Source organism: Halorubrum sp. 48-1-W (assembly GCF_003287355.1).
GTDB lineage: Archaea > Halobacteriota > Halobacteria > Halobacteriales > Haloferacaceae > Halorubrum.
Map to the genome: position 1 here is coordinate 184,951 of NZ_QMIM01000003.1, position 19,509 is coordinate 204,459.

The window sequence follows — 19,509 nt, forward strand, 5'->3', positions numbered from 1 at the left end:
GTGGACTGTGAAGGGTAGTGTCGGATTCATCCCCGCGCTAAAGCGCGAGGCTTTCTCCTCGATTCTCCGTAATCGCGTTCGAGCACACGACCGTCTGCCAGCGGGAGTTCCTCGTTTTTCACCGGCTCTCGCCGTTCGATCCGTTCGGTAACCCCTTTGATAAATCCCTCAGGATCGGCGAACAGGTCCTTGAGTTCTTCAGCCGTCGCGGCGCAGTCACGCCCAGTGAGTTCATCACCGCCGATCGGTCTGCCAAACGTCTCTCCCAACAGGTCATTTGCCATGAGTATGTCGCGTTCAGCATCTTCGACGAGCACGCCCATCGGCAGGTTTTCGACTATCGTTCGGAGGATGGTGTTTGTCCGACCAAGCTCCTGTTCCCGTTCTTTGCGCTCGGTGATGTCGACGAGGTATCCCAACCGATGGGTAATCTCACCGTCCTTCCGGATGTTTTTAGTGTGATCGAGTACCCATCGAACGGTTCCGTCAGGGGTAACAATCCGATACGGTTCGTGACTGAACTGGTCGGTCTCCCCGTCGCTGTGTTCGGCGACTTCCTCAAGTACCCGCTCGCGGTCCTGGTCGTGGATGACGTCCGCGTAGGCTACGGCTCCCGACTGGAACTGTTCGGTCGTGTATCCGAGTACGTCCTCGACGTTCTCCGAGACGTGCTCGACAGGCCATCCCTCCGCTTCTCGCCACTTGAAGACGACTGCGGGCCCTTGCGTGAACATATCCCGCTCATCTTTCAGCTGTTGTTCGTACGTCTTGCGGTCGTCGATATCGAGGTGGATGCCGACGGCCCGAGCCGGCTCGCCGTCTTCGCCTCGTTCGACGACCTGCCCGATGTCTCGGATCCACACGTAGTCGCCGTCGGCAGTCTGCATTCGATGCTCCGTGTCGTAGTACTCGGCCGCGCCTGCGATGTGTCTCTCAAGGGCCTCCTTGACGCCGTCGAGGTCGTCGGGATGTACGCGTGTTTCCCATGCCTCAAGACGCGGCTCAATCTCGTCGAGAGAGTAACCGAGCATTTCAGCCCACTGTTCGTTGAACTCCACCTCATCTGTAGTCATATCCCAGTCCCAAATCCCCAGATTGGCACCCCCGACAGCAAGGTCAAGTCGCTCTGTGAGTTTCTGAATTTCGCGCTCCCGCTCTTTACGCTCAGTAATATCAAAAAAGGATGACACCACTCCGATCGGGGTACTATCGCTGTCTGTCAGGTGGCTGTTCACCCCTCTGGCGTAGAACGTTGACCCATCTGCCCGGACGGCTTCGAGTTCGCCTTCCCAGCGTCCCTGTTCTTTGACCGTCTCCAGCACAGACCGTGCCTGCTCAGGCTCCTCCCACAGATCTATCGCTGAACGTCCGATCACATCGTCTTCATCATCGTACCCCCACATGTCGAGAAATGCAGGGTTCACATCCGTTAATTCGCCGTCAAGATCTACTTGTGCAATCCCGCTGAGGGCTGATTCATACGCATACTGGTACTGCTGGAGCATAGTCTCACGCTCTTTACGCTCGGTGATATCCATCGAGACACCGAGCACAGCGTCACCGTCTGTCTCAACCGGGTCGTAGGGGATCTTCGTCGTTTCTAAGAGCCGTGTCTCACCGTCTGCGGTCGTCAGCGACTCCTCGGGAATGTACTTGGGCTCGCCGGATTCGATGACGGCCTGATCATCGGCACGGAACTGTTCGATTTCCGCCTCGGAGTCGGCGAAGTCGACATCTGTGGCTCCTTCGAGGTCGCTGACGGTGGTCCCGTACGCGTCGGCAGTGGCCTCGTTTGCCAGCAGGAACTCGCCGCCCTCGTCTTTGACGAAGACGAGCTGTGGAAGCAAATCGATGATCTGGCGCAAGCGATCGCGCGTCGCCTGGGCACGCTCCCGTTGGCGGTATCTCTCGACAGCGTTGCGAACTTTATTCGCGAGGACAGTATACTGGCTCGTCCCGGGTTCTTTTTGTAGGTAATCCGTCACACCAGCAGCGATTGCGTCGCTCGCAACCGCTTCGCTCCCTTTGCCGGTATACAATATAAACGGCAGGTCGGGATGCTTCTCGCGTATGGTTTCGAGGAACTCAATGCCGTTCTGGCCGGGCATCTCGTAGTCGCTCACGATACAGTCGAAGCTATCTGTGGCAAGTCGATCTCGTCCCTCACTGGCATTCATTGCCGTCTCGACGGTGAACTGAGCCTCGTGTTCTGAGAGCATCTCGGCCGTCAGATCCGCGAAGGCGGGATCATCATCAATGTGAAGAACTGAGATCACAGACGCCTCAGTCATATGTACGTCAGCCAACGCTAGCGTGCAGTATAGTATTTATTACCTAATTTTCACGTGAGATTCTGGGCCAATCTACTTTCATCAATTATGTGCCAGAGCGGCCTCGTTGAAATAATCTAGCACTGACAAGTTCGGTACTTGTACGCGGAACAGGCACAATACCACGCCGTGAACGGCGTGGATACGCGCCGTCACTCCGGGCAACAGAGAACCGTTCAAACGGCTGCCTTGAGTTTCCCACAGAGACGTTTAAGTGACAGGCCGTCTTAAGTTGAGGGAGGAATCGGTCGGAACGGAGCGGATTCCGAACCGTCCTTCGGAGGCGGCCTGTCCGCCCACGTAATGAGGCAGTATCCCAAAAGGCAGTCGGTGAACGCGCATTCTTGAAGGGTGTGCCGACGTGCCGACTGCTCGAAGCGGATCAAAAGGTAACCCCGACTTCGCTGACGCCTGCTGGCGTCCCGTGGCAAAAACAACACTGGGACGCCATACACGGTCAAGGATAGGGGTACCGGCCACTCGGCATGGCCAGCAGTCCACCAGTCCGATGCTGTGGGACTACCTGCGCCCGAAAGGGCTGGTAGTCCGGTGATTGGACTGCAAACCTGAAACTCCCACCGCTCGGGATTCCTCCGCGTTCACGCGGAGGAGGATGTCAATCAGGAAAATAAAAATCCGACTTCGGGTTTTTGACCGGCGAGGCATTTTGGAGTTTGGCAATTTTCGCAGGGCTGCGATCCCGAACGATGACAACATCGTAGGCATCATCTGCAGCAACAGTTGGCCCTACGCTCCCCACCGCTGAAACGATATGACCGGCATTCTCACTACCGAGGAAGACCATTGAGGCGTCCTCTTCTCGTGCCACTTTTCGCAGACGTTTCGCTACAGAACCAGATGGTGCATAGCGGCCTACAACTTTATGTCGGAAATCGGCACTTGGACATAGGTCTGTTACTTGTATATGCAATTCTGATACAATCGAGTCCAGATCAAACTCTTCGTCCTGTCCAATCCAGCCGTGTTCTCTGGCATAATCGGTGTTTCCATTTTTAATTATACTGACAGCCAGCACGTCTTCATCAAATACGTTCCCGAACTCAGTTGCGCGGACAAGTGCTGCTTCAGCGAGGAGAGATCCATCGAACGGAACGACTAGTGTCATATCTTGACTTTCTCCTACGTTATAGATAACTTTTCAGGGTCTTGTACAGCAAGTTAGGATAAAAGGTGTATATTTCCATCTATTGGTCCGCTTTCGGAACTGTGACGCTGAAAACCGCCCCGGCAGGCTCGTTGTCATCTATCTCAATTACCCCGCCGTAAGATTCTACGAGCGTCTTGACCAGATACAAGCCGAGCCCGGTGCCGGAGCTGTCGAGGCCCGTTTCCCCCTTCCCAAAGATGGTCTCCTTCTCTGTATCCGGGATTCCCGGTCCGTTATCCGCAATCTGAACCAGGACAGAGTCTGTCCGTTCACGTGCCGAGATATCCACTTCCGGGACCTCCTTGTCATTGTGCTGGATCGCGTTCTTCAGAAGATTGCGGAAGACCGCCTCAAGCATATCGTTTGCCTGAACCGGTGTCTCCGGCGCGGCAGCAGTAGGCGTGACCACGGCGTCCGGGTAGGTATTCTGTACTTCTTCGACTGCGCTGGAAAGCGAAGGGCCAAGAGGAGTCGGAGCGATATTTTCAGTATCTGAGAGCATCACTTTCGCCATTTGTCGAGCAGTCATCGTAATCTCGACAGCGTGTTCTGCGTTTTCTAAGACAATATCTAGGTGTTCTCGAATAGAGTCGGACCCCGATTGGTCGGCAGCCAACTCTGCATATGCCATTATCAACTGTATGTCGTTGCGGATGTCGTGGCGAAGCACCTGATTCAGGATTTCGAGATTATCTCGTTGTTCCCGTATCTGTCGCTCGTACGCTTTCCGGTCAGAGATGTTCCGGACTAATGCGTGCAAACGTGGTTCGCCACGATGATCAAATAGGCTGAGCTTGACTTCTGCGGGGAACTCAGTCCCGTCGGGGCGTCGATGTACCCACTCGAACAAGGCGGTTCCTGTCTCGAAAGCGGTCTCGATGTGCTCTTTGGCTGCTTCCTCCGAGTCTCTCCCGTCCGGTTGCGTTGGCGGTGCTAGGTCCCACGGGGTATATTCAGCAAACGTATCTATGGACTCAATGCGGAATAGGTCCAAGGTCTGTTCATTGCAATCAAAGAATCCCTGCCTGTCCAGTAACATAAGAGCGTCCTGGGTGCTCTCGAAGAGGTTCCGGTATTTGGCCTCGCTTTCTGTGAGTTCGCGTTCTCGTTCTTTCCGCTCGGTGATGTCTCTGACGAGGGAGTGCAGGACTGGCCGGCCGTCGTCTTCAAACCGGGTCAACTTCACCTCCGCTGGAAATGTTGTCCCGCCTACGGTCTGATGGGTGTATTCGAAGAATGCGCCGCCCTGCTGAAATGCCGTCTCGATGTGTGTCTGTGCGACCTCTTTCGAGTTGGCGCCATCAGGTTGGGTTTTCGGTGCAAGGTCCCACGGTGCATACGTGAGGGCCTCTTCCTTTGAAGTGAGGCCGAAGAGTTCGACTGCGCGTGTATTGCAGTCAAAATACCCGTCACGGTCGAACAACAACAGCGCATCACGACTGTTCTCAAACAGAGCACGATACCTCGATTGATTGGGTTTGTCATTACTGCTCATATACGATCTTGATGAGTGGTAATCGTAGTCGTGGTATACGCAATAAACGAAGGTACATTCTAATAATTGTATGGTTCGGCCTGTCCACAGGCGTGCAATACGAGCCAATAGGGCTTGATAGAGAGAATCCCTATATATGGTCCGTTCGCTGTCGTATTTCTTTTCCAATACCAGCATTGGGCGAGCAGGACGGGCACGCAAGAACGACACCGTCCTTGTCACCGAACACTCGTACGAACTGAGCGGAAATATGCCCGCCACAGGTAGCGCAATCAGGCATAGGTATCAGTAGAACTCCCGAACGAGATCCGTTGCATTGTCCGGCGCTCCGTCAGGTATGACTGTCATATTGTCTGAGAGCCCTTCACGCTCTTCGTAGGTAACCGAGTGCTCGTCTTGATAAAGTACACCCTGGTACTCTTTGTCTCCATCCATAATGGCGTCCGTGGCGTCGTCGTAGTCCGTCGAATCGTGGTCAGTCTCGGCGAGATCGACAATCGTGTCTCGGAAGTAGTCGTAGGTATCGACGTCGTTGAACGTCACACAGGGGCTGTAGACGTTGACGAAGCCGAACCCGTCGTGTTCGACGGCTTTCTGAACGATCTCGGTGTGCCGCTGGCTATCTGAACTGAACGACTGCGCAATGAACGTCCCGCCGGCAGCTAGCGCGAGCGCGAGTGGGTTGACCGGCGGCTGTTTCGGCCCCTTGGGCGTCGTCGAGGTTTCGAAGTCATCACGCGAGGTTGGCGAGGCTTGTCCCTTCGTGAGGCCGTAGATGCGGTTGTCCATCACGATATATGTTATGTCGACGTTGCGGCGGACGGCGTGGACGAAGTGGCCCGCACCGATCGAGTAGCCATCTCCGTCGCCGCCGGCGACCATCACTTCGAGGTTCGGATTCGCCAGCTTCGCCCCGATACCCACTGGGAGTGCGCGGCCGTGAACACCGTGGAGCGCGTAGCTGTGCATGTAGGTCCCGATCTTCCCGGAACAGCCGATACCGGCGACAACGAACGTGTTGTCCGGATCGTTCCCGGTGTTCGCCAGCGCTTTCATCATCCCGTTCATTGTCCCGAAATCACCGCAGCCGGGACACCATGTGGGTTGCTTGTCGGATTTGAAGTCGGTGAATCTGATGTCGGTGCTCATCGTCTTACTGTCCCCCTCTGGCCGTACGCCAGAGTTCATCCTTCGAGCCGATGCTCGCTGATGTCGGTCGTTGCGTAATCTGGCTTGGTATCATGCTTTCGAGTTCGTGATTGTCGCAATCTCGATGTCTGTTATTCCCTGTGCTTCGATTTTGGCCCTCACTGCCGGTGGGAGCGTTTCCAGTGTCTTGTCAATCTGTGGGTTAATCGACACGCCGTCAACTTTGATCGCAACTAATTTGCCACGGCGACCGTGTGCAGCGACTTCGAATTCGAACGGTCGGTCACGTTCATCGACGCTGTGGACCCAGACTTTCGCGAGCCCGTTTGCACTCTCCCAGTGAACGCTGTTGACGACGGTGAGACAGCCAGCCGGCGGGACGCACGACGATCCACACGCCGGGCACTGAGCGGGATGTGGACTCTCACCGAGATAGGTATACTCTGTCCCGCACCGGTAGCACTGGAGTGGTAGGGTCATAAGCGAGTCCTCAATCACCCCTCACAGGCGCCCCGCTCTCCCGGGATCAACGTCGATGGCGTCGACGGGACACACGTCGACACAAAGCATGCAGTCGATACACTGTGTCTCGTTGATCGGATCAGCTTTGATGTCGCTCTCGGGATGGCCCGGTGTATCCGTCCATTCGAATACGTCGACGGGACAGTCCTCGAGGCAAGCACCGTCGGCGATGCAGATGTCGAAGTCGACAGCCACGTGTGTGCCGTGGATTCCGAGTTTCTCCGGTTCGTCGACCGGCCCCCAGACTCGGTGCCCCTCGTGGTGCTCGGCGACATCGCGGTTCTCTTCGAAGTTTGGATCGATAGCCATGAGATATCCTCGATAAAAGTGGCGTAGTCCGGACGAACTACTATCCGAGCGAGCCCTCCATCTCCAGTTCGACGAGCCGGTTGAGCTCGACGGCGTACTCGATGGGCAACTCTTCGGTGATAGGCTCGATGAAGCCCGAGACGATCATCTGCTTGGCGTCGTCGTCGTCCAGACCGCGCGACTGGAGGTAGAAGACGTCTTCGTCGCCGATCTTCCCGACCGTGGCCTCGTGGGCGACATTCACCGTCGACTCGTTGATCTCCATGTACGGCATTGTGTCGGAGGTGGACTCGTTATCGAACATCAGCGCGTCACACTCGACGGAGGTCGAGGAGTTCTGCGCGCCGTCGGCGATGTGGACCAGCCCGCGGTAGTTCGTACGGCCGCCGTCCTTCGAGATGGACTTCGACTCGATCGTCGATTTCGTGTCCGGCGCGTTGTGGTACACCTTCGCGCCGGTGTCGATGTTCTGGCCCTCACCGGCGAACGCGATGGTGATGTGGTTGTCAGTCGCGCCCGGCCCCTTCAGGATCGTCGATGGATACAGCATCGTCGCCTTCGAGCCCATCGACCCCGAAATCCACTCCATAGTCGCATCTTTCTCGGCGATCGCACGCTTTGTGTTGAGGTTGTAGGTGTTCTTCGACCAGTTTTGCACCGTCGAGTACTGGACGTGGGCATTCTCCTTCACGATCACCTCAACGCCACCCGAGTGCAGGTTGAACGCCGAGTACTTCGGGGCCGAGCAACCCTCGATATAGTGAACCTCAGAGTTTGGCTCCGCAATGATGAGCGTGTGTTCGAACTGCCCCATCCCCTCGGAGTTCATCCTGAAATATGCCTGGACGGGCATCTCGACGGTGACGTCTTCGGGAACGTAGACGAACGAGCCGCCGGACCAGATGGCGCCGTGCAGCGCCGCGAACTTGTTGTCGCTCGGCGGCACGCACTTCGTCATAAAGTATTCGCGGACGAGGTCTTCGTGTTCCTGAACAGCCTCATCCATATTACAGAAGATGACGCCTTTCTCTTCCCAGCGCTCCTGCATATTCTGATAGACGACCTCGGACTCGTACTGGGCACCCACGCCGGAGAGCGCATTCTTTTCGGCTTCCGGGATACCGAGCTTGTCGAATGTATCCTTGATGTCCTCGGGCAACTCTTCCCAGTCGTCGACGCCGGCGCGGACGTCGACGTCGGGGCGGATGTACGGCACGATCTCGTTGACGTCGACCTCCGAGAGGTCCGGCTGTCCCGGCCAATCAGTCGGCATCGGCATCTCTTGCCAGAGGTTCAACGCACGTAGTCGTCGCTTCAACATCCACTCAGGCTCGTCTTTATCCTCAGAAATGAGCCGTATCGTCTCCTCTGTCAGCCCTTGGTCAGCCTTGAACGCAGCTGCTTCCTCTTTTTTGAAATCGAATCGGTCTTCAGTGTCGGTCTCGCGGAGGTGCTCTTGATCGGAACTCATCAATCGAGGTTTGTAGTATGAGAGAATAAAGCTAGGGTACTCAAACTACAATTTGTAACTAAAATAGGTTTCTTTCACAGTTTATAGGAACTATTGGTAGTCACAAAAGTTTACTGTTGATGAGATGAAAGGGGAGATATGACCAACCAGACTCGCGAGACGACTGCCCCACCCGCAGAGTCAAAAACAGAGCAAGCACAGGAGCAGCGATGTCCCGAGTGTGGCGAGGACGTACTCGCAGAGAGTGATACGTCCGAGAAGGTGTGTACTGCCTGCGGATTGGTCCTTGATGAGCAACGTATCGACCGCGGTCCGGAGTGGCGAGCCTTCGATTCGGCTGAAAAGGCAGCGAAATCACGCGTTGGCGCGCCGACGACACAATTGATGCACGACAAAGGGCTTTCGACCAATATTGGCTGGCAGAACAAAGACACATACGGAAATCCAGTGTCGCCACGAAAGCGCCAGCGACTCCAGCGACTACGGACGTGGAACGAACGCTTCCGTACACGGGATTCGAAAGAGCGCAACCTCAAGCAGGCACTCGGCGAGATCGAGCGGATGGCCTCTGCGTTGGGGGTACACAAGCCGACACGCGAGACTGCAAGCGTGATGTATCGGCGCGCGTTAGAGGAAGGTCTCTTGCCAGGGCGCTCGATCGAGGGGGTTGCAACCGCGGCTCTGTATGCCGCGACACGGCTCGATGGCGTTGCGCGGACGGTCGACGAAATCGCTGTCGTCAGCCGTGTCGACTCGCTGGAGATCAAACGCACCTACAGATACGTCGTTCGGGAACTCGACGTGCAGATTCCGCCGACGGATCCAATAGAATACGTCGGGCGTATCGTCTCCGAACTGGACTGTAGCGATGACACGACGCGACAAGCCCGCCAACTGGTCGAAGCGGCCACAGCTAACGGCGTCCACAGCGGGAAACACCCGGTTGGTATTGCTGCGAGTGCCGTCTATGCGGCGGGGAAGCTCTGTGGTGAAAATATCACTCAAGACGACGTGTCCGAGGTTGCTGACGTCAGTAACGTCACTATTCGAAACCGGTATCGTGAGGTTCTCAACGCCTACGAAGAGCGTCAAAATGGTTGAAAGTTCTGGAGATGTCCAGTGCTATGTCTACAGGCGGAGCAGGCCGAGTGCCTCGGAGCTTGACCCCGAGGCGGTTCACCACTAAGTTGCTACCACGAAGTAGTGGCTACCCTGTGGAAATACCCACTACCAATACGTATGAGACAAGGGTAGCACACCACGGGTTTTCACACTTCGATTGTCGAAATATGCTGCCCGAAGAGGAAGGCTGTCCCCGCCCCTTCCAACACCAGTTGTTGAGCGCGATGGTCCGAATTTGTGGGGTTCGGGCAGGAGCGTTTCATCACCATGTGGAGCGAGGACACTTCCTCGGTTAACCACCCACCAACAGGGCGGAAGCTCAAACACCCCATCGGTGGGCACCCTGCGATTAACGGGACTGATTCTATTCAATTTTACTTTTCAAATCACAGCTCGCGGACACCAAGTCGCCACATATAGGCCGAAACTCCGACTTTTTCTGAGACGAATTGACGTTGAATACGAGAAGGCGCGACTGACGGTGTGCCAACTCCCGTCGCTTCGGAAGTTTAGGAGAGGGGAATATCAGTCCCGTTATTATTGTGATTGTTATACCGCTGTTTGAACATGTTGACAGCCCTCTTTTCGATGATTAGTCGTGGATTCGCCGGTTCGTCTACAATTTCACAACTTACTGACTGCACCGCATACATATCAATCGCATATGTGACAAACTTGTCCTTAGCTCTATGAAGTGTTGTTAAATTGGTGTGCTTCTGGCTCTCGAACAGTTCGACCGCATCTCTGAGCACGGCTTCCACAACAGTCTCGAAATCCCGTTGCTGGCGTTCTTGCTCCGAGTTACCGTATTCCGTCATCCTGAAGACAGCCCTCCTTATTCTGTCTTCTTGGCTGTGAGCAGTCTGTTTGAGCGTACTTAATTATCTCTATTTCGGTTTGCTATAGCTCGCATAAGGAGCGACCAATTCGCCGACCCGTGTGGAGGCTTCCACAAGTTTGTACACTCCCTGGGCCCGATGCTTGGCACGTAGCCGTGGTGCGACCGGAAAAGACTCCGGCTGCACGACGAGTCACTGGAGTTCGTGGTCTACTTTGTGCGGAGAGTCGGTGGATTCGGTGATGGTCTTCTCGATGTAGATGTGCACGCCATCCGATTGTGTCAGTTCCCAGCCGTTTGCTTCAAGCGCGTCAAGTTTGTCTGCAAAGTGACGGACGGCATCTGCGTGGGTCTGAATGTCGAGTGGCGGGTCGTTCAACGGGATGGTGTCGTATTTGGTGTAGTAGTGGATGCGCTTGGTGTAGGTGTGCCCGCTTGTTGTTCCGCAGTGTGGGCAGGTACGATCCTGCTGGGTGAACTGGTCGGAGTCACCACTGTGGCGTGTTTCCCAGCTTTCGTTGCAGTCGCCGCACGTGAACCATGGTTCGTAACTGATTGAGAACTCTTCACCGTCGTGCTCGATGGTCATCGTTGGAAGAGCCGTCATGGGTGGTGCTTGTCTCGGTTGGTTAGCCTGTGATTTCTTGCGAGGTACGTTTCTCGTATCCTTGTAGATGGAACTGGCGTTTCTCGTGTAGTCGGACAGCTCTCAATCTCTTTGCTTCGGAATTATGCGTTTCGATCACCTGTGGGACCGGACATCCGTGACTATATTAGATCGAGAAATTACCGGAACAGGGCGGGCGGGAGGACAGCAGTGCTCCCGACCACCCGACCCGATGCAAGTAGCAGGTTCGTCAACATCCACAGATTGTAGAGTGCTACGGCAAGCAGGAAGTAGAACAATCGAACAGAGAACGTCGGTGACGACGTTTTCGGGAGAAACTCGGTTACTTTTCGGTAGGACGTTTCTATTCCCCACCGACGCCGGTAGGCTTCTGCCAGCGGCTGAGCGAAGTTACGAGTGACTTCGAGGTTTGTGACCAGGCAGAAACGATATTAGCGCCCAGAAGGTTCGTTAATGAGAATAAACGGATCGCGCTCGCGATTGTAGTCGGCGACGTCTCCGGCGACCGCTTCGATGAGTCGGCGATGAACTTCTCTGGCTGCTCGTCCCTCGTCTGGGCTCAAGTAGTGGAGCCCGCCCAGATCCGTCCAGAAACCACCGTCAAGCCAAAAGAGTGTCTCATCGTTCGACTGGTGGACGATGTCGCCGTTATCGGTCAGTCCCGCGGTGTCGAGTTGGCGACCCGAGAGCTGGGCGCGTGCCAGCACCGCCACAAGCTGCCGGCGTGAAATGGATGCATGAACAGCAACATCGTCGATCAAACTCCCGAAGTAGTCTTCGACAGTATCAATCGTTTGGGAGAACTCATCAAGCGTAACGGAATCTAACGGTATTGTATCCCTTGGTACTTCTCGAGTTTCCCAAGATCGAGAGCCGCTAAGTAATACGTCAGATGCAAGGTTGAGTTCAATACTATCCGCCGTTCGACAGTACTGTGTTCTATCCCTGCTCTCGTCCGCAGTGACCTCTTCTAAATACATATTCTCAGAAAGTTCCTTCACACGTCTATAACAGGTGGCAATCGGGATATCTAGCTCTTGACTCAGCCAGCTGACTGATCGCGGTTCCCTTGCCGCCCGCAGTATATCTACGCTGTATTTCCGCCCGAGTACCGCAACTGCTTCCGTCGACATCTTGTTACCACGATTGATTCTCAAGGCTGAATAGCTGTACCCTATATTTATCGAACCAATTCTATTGGGGCCGATATGAAATGGTTCTCTAAGCGAAAACATAATACAGCGGAACAACAAAATCGGATGTATGAGCGATGGAGACGCGTACACGGAACATACCCCCGCAGGACTTCTCGAGTTGTCTTCGGAACTGAATCAAGCTGGTTCTATCGAGGACGTCTCTGTCGTTGCTGTCCGAATGTTGGATCTCAATTTTGATGCGCCTCTTTCGGCGATCTGGGAGTACGATGAAGAGGGAAACGAACTCCGCCCAATCGCCGAATCAACTGAGGCACAAGAGGTGATCGGCGATGCACCTATCCTTCCACTCGATTCTCTCGCCGGGCGTGTGTACAGACAGAATCGTCCGGAAGCGTTCGACGATGTCCACGAGGCCGATGACACGTATAATTCAGACACCCCGATTCGGAGCGAAATTCTTGTGCCAATTTCAGATTTCGGCGTCTTGAGTGTCGGAGCCACTGAAGTGGATGCGTTTACCGAAAAAGACTCAGAACTGGCAAAACTCGTTGCTTCGAATCTTGAAGCTACAATCTCACGAATCCGACGACACGAGGAGCTACAGGCTGAACGTGATTGGACACACACGTTGTTTGAAGGCTCCAACGATGCCATTTTTATTAGTGATTCAGATGCGAATTTCGTCCAAGTAAATCAGGCTGCTTGCGAGTTAACTGGCTATGAGCGAGAGGAACTCCTCTCGATGCGTATTCCCGATCTTCACGAAGAGGTCGACTTACATGCCTATCGGGACTACCACGCCCAAATTTTAGCTGGCGAACCAGCAACCACTGACGCAAAATTGCTTCGGAGCGACGACAGTAAAATTGATGTGGAGTTCTCGAACCGTCGGATCGAGCGCGATGGGACGGCCTATATGCATACCGTTGCGAGAGATGTGACGGAACAGCGGGAACGCCGACGTCGTCTGGAGTCATTTCAATCAGCTATCGAGAACGCGAGTGATGGGATTGCTATTTTGGAGAACGAGGAGTACACGTACGTTGATCAAACGCATGCCGACATATACGGGTTCGAGGACAAAAACGAGTTACTCGGGCAGACCTGGCATGAGTTGTACACCGATCCCGTCGAGGTCGAGCGCATAGAGGATGAGGCGCTTTCAGCCCTCTGGTCCGATGGAGAGTGGAGAGGTACTGTAACTGCATCTCCAGAAGGCAAGGGAGAATTTCCGACCGAACTATCGCTGACACACTTGGAAGACGATCGAATCGTCTGTGTTGTCCGTGACGTGTCTGAAAAATATCGGCGTCAAGCGGAACTTCGGGAGAATGAGCGGCGTTTCGAGTCGGTGTTCGAAGATCCTGAGATGCTGGTCGGATTACTGAAAACCACTGGTGAAGTGATCGATGTGAATGAAACAGCCCTGGAGTACGTTTCGCACGCTAAAGATGAGATGTTGGGGGAACCGATTTGGGAGGGGGAGTGGTGGTCACACTCTCAGACTCTGCAGGACGATCTAAAAGACTGGATCGATCGAGCGGCGTCAGGTGAGTACGTCAATTTCCAATCCGAATACCCAACACCGGATGGAGAGATTCGGTTCTTTACCGGGACCATCCGTCCCGTTATAGTGGAATCAGGAGTCGAATCGCTCGTTATTTCCAGTCGTGATATTACGCCCCGTGAGCAGCGCCGTCGCGAATTAGAAACGTTCCAGCAGGCTGTCGAGGATGCGAAAGACGGCTTCGCTATTCTCGAGGATGGAGAATACACCTACATCGACGAGACACACGTGGATATGTATGGATTCGATGATACTGACCAACTCATCGGGAACTCCTGGCGGAGGCTCTATGACGAAGATGAGGTAGAGCGTCTTGAGTCGGAAGCCTTCCCTGTTCTTGAGTCGGAGGGCCACTGGCGGGGTAAGGTAACCGGATCCCGACCGGACGGGACCACATTCCCGGCTGATCTCTCTCTGACCATCATCGATGAGGGCCCCCTCGTTTGTACTGTGCGCGATCAGACTACACAACGAGAACGGAAGCGCGAACTCGAACTCAAGGAGCAAGCGATTGACTCCTCGAATGTTGGGGTCATGATCACCGACCCACAGCGAGATGACAACCCGATCGAGTACGTAAATAAAGGATTCACCGACATTACTGGCTACCAGGAGGACGACGCCTTAGGTCGTAATCCACGTTTCCTCCAGGGACCCGAGACAGACCCAGCGGAACTATCGAAGCTTCGAGAGGCGATTGCGGCCGGTGAACCGGTAACAGTAGAACTGAAAAACTACCGAAAAGACGGGAGTGAATACTGGAATCGATTGTCTGTCACGCCAGTCACTGATGCAGATGGGACGCTTTCGAAGTTTATTGGCATACAGCAGGACGTAACAGGTCGGAGGCAACGGACTCGGAGCCTGGCAGAACAGAACCGGAAACTCGAATTGGTTCTTTCTGGAACGGGCACTGGTATTGTAGAGTGGAGTCTTGAGACGGATCAGATATCATTCGACGACACGCTTGTCGATTTACTTGGCCATGATCCGGACAACTATGAAGAGTTTGTACAGATCGTTGCGCCAGAAGATCGAGACCGAGTTCGTGATTCATTAGAACAAGTCGGCGAGATCAACGACTTGTCTGCGGATTTCAGAGTTATTGACGCCAACGAACAAACGCGATGGATACGCACAGATGCTGTTCTGATACCCGATGACGAAACTGGTGAGAGACTTGTCGCGATTGCAACGGATATCACGGAGGAAAAGCGACGGATTCGGCAGATTCAACAGGAGCGGAAGCGATTTGAGATCCTCTCGGAAAGTCTCGAAGAATACGCCTTTGTCCTTCTCGATGACGATGGACATATCGACAGCTGGAATGATGGAGCAACCGACATTTTTGGATATGACGAAGAAACTGTAATTGGTATGCCAGTAGCAGAGTTACACCCTGAACAGGATCAAAAGCGTGGGATTGCTGATCGGTTATTAAAACAGGCATCACTCGCAGGAGAAAGTACTCACGAAGGACAGCGAGTCCGTCAGGATGGATCGTCGTTTCCTACAGAAGTCTCATACGTCCCCCTTCAAACTGAAGATGGAGTGTTCCTGGGATACGGGATGGTCATCAGAGACCTTACTAACCAGCGTCAACAGCGGCGTAGAACAGAGCGGTTCGTTGAGGAATCAGTCGACGTCGTGTCTATCTTAGATTGCGACGGGTGTTTCACCTATCTTAGTGGCTCTGCTGAACGGGTTCTTGGATATGATCCAACTCAGCTGAATCAAGAGAGTGTCTTTGATTATATCCATCCAGAGGATCGGGAACGTGTAATGGAAGCGTTTTTCGCCGCCGTGGAGGATTCCGATTCAAGCGTTCAGCTAGAGTTCCAAGTAATGGATGCGGATAACGAGTGGATTACCGTAGAGGCACGTGGACGGAATCTCTTTGACGATGAAGCAATTGGAGGGTTTCTGTTATATATACGTGACATCAGTAATATAAAAGAACAAACGAAAAAATTCGAATCTGTATTCAATCAAACATTCCAATTGACGGGGCTGATGACCCAGAGTGGTGAAATCCTCGAGCTAAACGCCCCCCTCACGGAGTTCGGCGGCATACGTGTGGAGGAGAGCAGAGGCACACCACTCTGGGAGTGCCCTCTGTTCGCGCATTCGTCTGAAGTACAAACTCAAATCAGGCAGGCAGTTACTCAAGCATCTTCGGGTTCATTGGTTCGGTTCAACGTGGAAGCAGAAGGCGTTGATGGACTCGCCAGCTTCGACTTCTCGGTCAAGCCGATCTCAAGCCAGCACGGGGAGCTTAGCTTCCTGGTATTCGAGGCACGAGATATCACAGCTCAGGAGCAGCGTCGGCAACACGTCCAGGTCTTACACCGGATTATGCGGCACAATATCCGAAATGATCTGACGAAACTGAGAGGGTATGTCGATCTGCTTGAGTCGGACACAGAGACAGACACTCGTGAACAGCGCGCTGCGACGATCCGAGACATTCTCGACAAGTGGGAAAGAATGGCAAACAAGACCCAAGAGCTCCAGAATATACTCACGAGCGAGAGCGCTCTCGCTTCCTACCAGAGTGCTCAGCAAATAGCTGAGGATATTCAAGCGAAAAAAGAAGACGAATATGCTAATGCGAATATCACTATCACAGCCGACCACGATCTAGAATCACAAATACCGAGGGAACTTGACAAGGCGATTTCTGAGCTCGTTGAGAACGCCATCACAGCGAACGATACTGAGCATCCATCCGTACAGATCAGTGTCTCGCAAGCCGATGAACGGTGGGTAGAGGTTTGTGTTTCCGATACTGGGCCTGGACTCCCGGAAATGGAGAAAAATCTCCTCGAAACTGGCGAAGAAACACCGCTAAGTCACGGGCAGGGACTCGGATTGTGGATGGTGCGATCACTGGTGACTCGTGCCGGGGGATCGATTTCAGTTGAAACCTCGGACGATGGGAGTGAGATCAGACTGGAAGTCCCCGCCCAACCGGCTCGAGAGGACTCACAAAAACCGGGTATCGTATCGTAAACTATGACTCAAAACGGAAACACAAAAATCCTGGTCGTCGAGGATGACCAAAATTTGGCTGAGCTGTATGCAGAGTGGCTCGCAGACCGCTATGTTGTCGAAACCGCGTACTCTGGCGAAGAAGCCTTAGAAGCGTTTGATGCGACTGTCGATATCGTCCTTCTGGATCGGATGATGCCCGGGTTATCCGGCGGAGAGGTTCTCACGCGACTCAGACAATATGAGTCGAACTGCCAGGTGGTTATCGTCTCTGCGGTGACACCGGACTTCGATATCGTCAAAATGGGATTCGATGCGTATCTCGAAAAGCCCGTTGAAGCTGACGATCTCGAAGACGTTATCTCCCAGATGCTCACTCGTGCCGAGTACAACGAGGATCTGCAAGAGCTGTTCTCGCTGATAGAACGCCAATCGACCTTGGAAGCCGTCATGGAGGCAGATACCCTCGAAACGAGCCCGAAATACCAGGCACTCACAGACCAAATCACAGAACTCGAGGATAAAGTCGAACGGTACCTCCAGAACCTGCCAGATAGGGATTTTCGAGTGGCTATCGAGCGCCTGCAACGAACAGCAGCAGAGCGCAGGGAACAACAGCAGTACCAGTCCCTCACTGAAGACGTATTAGACACATCACAGGAAGGGGTCATTGTAATTGACCGTGATGGACAAGTGGTGTGGGCAAACGAAACTACCGAAGAATTACTCGGAGTTGATAGAGACGATATCCAAGGGTCTGACTACAGTCGAATTGCTTCTGAATCGTACCAGGAATATCCCTCAGGTGAGCAAACACTGTCTGACCTCGTAACTCATTCTCTAGAGAACATGAATTCCGAAGTCGAAGCCATCGTCCGTATCCCTGAGACGGCTTCGAAAGAGCAGCAGTGGTTGGAGTACTGGAGCGGGCCGATTCAAACTGGTCTTTATGCAGGCGGGCGGATTGAACACTACCACAATATTACAGAGAGGTACGCGTATGAACAACAGCTTGAGGATCTGCATGCGGTTTCCCGCGATCTAATGACAGCGGACTCGGAACGTAGCATCGGCGAGACCGTGACAACTGCCGCAGTCGGGGAACTCGGATTCGAGTTTGCCGCGATATATACACGAGAAGAGAACACGGGACGCTTGGTCCCACTAGCACACGCATCCACGGAAGATGTTACTGAAATCGATCTTCCCACTATCTCTGAAGGAGACACACCAGTCTGGACGACCTATGTGACTCGAACGGAACAGTTGGCTCCCGACGACGAAGACGTAGTAGATACTCGGTCGAGCCAGTGGTTGGCAGAGGAGTTCTCGTCGTGGCGACTCTACTCACTAGAATCAGAGGGGGTTCTGTTGGTGGGGATGACCACGACGCCAGAGATCTCCTCAAGAAAGAACAAATTGGCAAAGACGTTAGCAGCGAACGCAGCAAGCGCATTCGAACGAACAGCACAAGAGGCGGCCCTTCGGCAACGCGACCAGCGGTTAAACGAGCAAAACGAACGGCTGACACGACTGGATCGAATCAATACACTGATACGGTCGATAAGTGCCACGGTTATCAGTGCAAATACACGAGAAGAACTGGAGCAAGAGGTCTGTAATGCTTTAGCTCATCTGGATCTGATTAGCGGGGCGTGGATCGGTAAAAAAGATATTAATACGAATACGATCGAGGTCAGAGCCAAAACGGATTCGCTCCAATATCAAAAAGTGGGGGCGAACGACACTCCAGCAGATGACAATACCCAGCGGAGTAACTCTACATTGCCACCTGCTGAACGGGCATACAGGATTGAAGGTTCGGTCGTGGAGAGCGACTTAATGACCGCTCGCTCCGAAACGGAGTGGGAACAAGACGCACTGAAAAATGGCACCAACTCGATTGTGGCTGTACCACTACAGAGCGAGGCTTCGATCCTTGGCGTATTAGAAGTCCACTCCAAACTACCAAACGCCTTCGCTGAAGAAGAGGTGACAGCCCTCACAGAGCTCGGTCAAATAATAGGTCACGGGATATCAGCACTCCGGCAAAAGGCGGCGCTTCTATCTGGTGGGGGCACAATTCTCGAAATTCAGTTCGAGGACGATACTGGCCTTGCAACTCTTGTTTCGGATATGGAGACGGATCTCGAAGTGTTGAATGTAGTGACTGAGAGTCCAGATCACCTCCTGTTCGCGCGAGTGACCGGTGAAAACGTGACCCCCGAGGCGTTCGAAGCTGCTGGTTTCGATCCAGAGACGGTCATTTTGAGCGACTCTCGAAATGGTATCTACTGTAAAGTCCCGGTGCGGAACAGCAGCTTTTGCGAGAAACTGACCGACCAAGGAGTTGCGATAAATCAAATCACAAACGCTTCCGAGTCCAACGAGATCGTGGTTTCAGTAACCGTGCCATTCACCGTCGACGTCGGGGAATATCTGAGTTCACTCCGGGAAGACTACAGCGATCTCACCCTGTTATCCAAACTGGATAGTGAGCGGGGAGAAACTAATACCTCTCTCTCAGCACGTCTTGATGGAGCTCTTACCGCCCGGCAAGAAGAAGTCTTGCAGACGGCGCTCTACGCAGGATATTTTAATTGGCCGCGGGATGCAGATTCGACGTCGATTGCCAAGACTCTCGATATCGCACAGTCAACGTTCAACCAGCATCTTCGAGCTGCTGAGTCTAATCTGCTGACGACTCTCAGTACCTCACAAAGCATCGTCAGCTAACCTGACTTGAGTCACCTGTTCTGTCG

Annotated in this window: 13 protein-coding genes and 3 pseudogenes; 3 read left to right on the forward strand and 13 right to left on the reverse strand. The window is 53.7% G+C overall.

What is annotated here, in order from left to right:
• Positions 1–26 precede the first annotated feature (26 nt).
• The 9 genes and pseudogenes from DQW50_RS02685 to sufB all read right to left on the reverse strand — a co-directional run bounded on the left by DQW50_RS02685 (position 27) and on the right by sufB (position 8,444).
• Positions 27–1,538: a PAS domain S-box protein gene (locus DQW50_RS02685; protein ID WP_394338564.1), complete on the reverse strand. Its 1,512-nt coding sequence runs from the start codon at positions 1,536–1,538 to the stop codon at positions 27–29.
• Positions 1,532–1,877, reverse strand: a pseudogene (locus DQW50_RS18795) (PAS domain-containing protein); the annotation flags it as partial. The gene DQW50_RS02685 and the pseudogene DQW50_RS18795, both read right to left, overlap by 7 nt.
• Positions 1,878–1,973: 96 nt before the next feature.
• Positions 1,974–2,291, reverse strand: a pseudogene (locus tag DQW50_RS18800) (response regulator); the annotation flags it as partial.
• 655 nt (positions 2,292–2,946) lie between these two features.
• Positions 2,947–3,456 (reverse strand): universal stress protein, encoded by a 510-nt coding sequence (locus DQW50_RS02690; protein WP_112077766.1) that lies wholly within the window; start codon positions 3,454–3,456, stop codon positions 2,947–2,949.
• Positions 3,457–3,535: 79 nt separating this feature from the next.
• Complete coding sequence (locus DQW50_RS02695; protein ID WP_198664580.1) at positions 3,536–4,993, reverse strand: PAS domain-containing sensor histidine kinase; 1,458 nt, start codon at positions 4,991–4,993, stop codon at positions 3,536–3,538.
• A 285-nt stretch (positions 4,994–5,278) separates the two neighbouring features.
• Positions 5,279–6,142 (reverse strand): 2-oxoacid:ferredoxin oxidoreductase subunit beta, encoded by an 864-nt coding sequence (locus tag DQW50_RS02700; RefSeq protein ID WP_112077784.1) that lies wholly within the window; start codon positions 6,140–6,142, stop codon positions 5,279–5,281.
• A 90-nt stretch (positions 6,143–6,232) separates the two neighbouring features.
• On the reverse strand, positions 6,233–6,640 hold the full coding sequence (locus tag DQW50_RS02705; protein ID WP_233255200.1) for a hypothetical protein: 408 nt from the start codon (positions 6,638–6,640) through the stop codon (positions 6,233–6,235).
• A 3-nt stretch (positions 6,641–6,643) separates the two neighbouring features.
• Positions 6,644–6,973 carry a ferredoxin family protein gene (locus DQW50_RS02710; protein WP_112077768.1) on the reverse strand — a complete coding sequence of 110 codons (330 nt, stop codon included), beginning with the start codon at positions 6,971–6,973 and terminating at the stop codon, positions 6,644–6,646.
• A 40-nt stretch (positions 6,974–7,013) separates the two neighbouring features.
• Complete coding sequence (gene sufB, locus DQW50_RS02715) at positions 7,014–8,444, reverse strand: Fe-S cluster assembly protein SufB (RefSeq protein ID WP_112077769.1); 1,431 nt, start codon at positions 8,442–8,444, stop codon at positions 7,014–7,016.
• Between the two features lie 138 nt (positions 8,445–8,582).
• On the opposite strand from sufB, the gene DQW50_RS02720 reads away from it, so the two are divergent.
• Entirely contained in the window at positions 8,583–9,545 is a 963-nt protein-coding gene (locus DQW50_RS02720) for a transcription initiation factor IIB family protein (protein WP_112077770.1), read from the forward strand.
• A gap of 530 nt (positions 9,546–10,075) precedes the next feature.
• Here DQW50_RS02720 and DQW50_RS17570 read toward each other — a convergent pair.
• From DQW50_RS17570 to DQW50_RS18810, 4 genes and pseudogenes are all read right to left on the reverse strand, one after another.
• Positions 10,076–10,384, reverse strand: a complete 309-nt coding sequence (locus DQW50_RS17570; RefSeq protein ID WP_127341305.1) for a hypothetical protein — start codon at positions 10,382–10,384, stop codon at positions 10,076–10,078.
• Between the two features lie 213 nt (positions 10,385–10,597).
• The gene (locus tag DQW50_RS02725; protein WP_112077771.1) at positions 10,598–10,993 is read right to left on the reverse strand and encodes a hypothetical protein; all 396 of its coding nucleotides are present in this window, start codon (positions 10,991–10,993) and stop codon (positions 10,598–10,600) included.
• A gap of 197 nt (positions 10,994–11,190) precedes the next feature.
• Positions 11,191–11,448 (reverse strand): annotated as a pseudogene (locus DQW50_RS18805) (transposase); the annotation flags it as partial.
• A gap of 15 nt (positions 11,449–11,463) precedes the next feature.
• Entirely contained in the window at positions 11,464–11,865 is a 402-nt protein-coding gene (locus tag DQW50_RS18810; protein WP_112077786.1) for a hypothetical protein, read from the reverse strand.
• Between the two features lie 430 nt (positions 11,866–12,295).
• On the opposite strand from DQW50_RS18810, the gene DQW50_RS02740 reads away from it, so the two are divergent.
• Both DQW50_RS02740 and DQW50_RS02745 read left to right on the forward strand, forming a co-directional pair.
• Complete coding sequence (locus DQW50_RS02740; protein ID WP_112077772.1) at positions 12,296–16,768, forward strand: PAS domain S-box protein; 4,473 nt, start codon at positions 12,296–12,298, stop codon at positions 16,766–16,768.
• A gap of 3 nt (positions 16,769–16,771) precedes the next feature.
• Positions 16,772–19,483, forward strand: a complete 2,712-nt coding sequence (locus DQW50_RS02745) for a response regulator (RefSeq protein ID WP_112077773.1) — start codon at positions 16,772–16,774, stop codon at positions 19,481–19,483.
• Positions 19,484–19,509 lie beyond the last annotated feature (26 nt).

Coding starts and splice junctions, on each gene's coding strand:
- DQW50_RS02685 (WP_394338564.1), bottom strand. CDS start 1,538: ATGGATATCACCGAGCGTAAAGAGCGTGAGACTATGCTCCAGCAGTAC.
- DQW50_RS02690 (WP_112077766.1), bottom strand. CDS start 3,456: ATGACACTAGTCGTTCCGTTCGATGGATCTCTCCTCGCTGAAGCAGCA.
- DQW50_RS02695 (WP_198664580.1), bottom strand. CDS start 4,993: ATGAGCAGTAATGACAAACCCAATCAATCGAGGTATCGTGCTCTGTTT.
- DQW50_RS02700 (WP_112077784.1), bottom strand. CDS start 6,142: ATGAGCACCGACATCAGATTCACCGACTTCAAATCCGACAAGCAACCC.
- DQW50_RS02710 (WP_112077768.1), bottom strand. CDS start 6,973: ATGGCTATCGATCCAAACTTCGAAGAGAACCGCGATGTCGCCGAGCAC.
- sufB (WP_112077769.1), bottom strand. CDS start 8,444: ATGAGTTCCGATCAAGAGCACCTCCGCGAGACCGACACTGAAGACCGA.
- DQW50_RS02720 (WP_112077770.1), top strand. CDS start 8,583: ATGACCAACCAGACTCGCGAGACGACTGCCCCACCCGCAGAGTCAAAA.
- DQW50_RS17570 (WP_127341305.1), bottom strand. CDS start 10,384: ATGACGGAATACGGTAACTCGGAGCAAGAACGCCAGCAACGGGATTTC.
- DQW50_RS02725 (WP_112077771.1), bottom strand. CDS start 10,993: ATGACCATCGAGCACGACGGTGAAGAGTTCTCAATCAGTTACGAACCA.
- DQW50_RS02740 (WP_112077772.1), top strand. CDS start 12,296: ATGAGCGATGGAGACGCGTACACGGAACATACCCCCGCAGGACTTCTC.
- DQW50_RS02745 (WP_112077773.1), top strand. CDS start 16,772: ATGACTCAAAACGGAAACACAAAAATCCTGGTCGTCGAGGATGACCAA.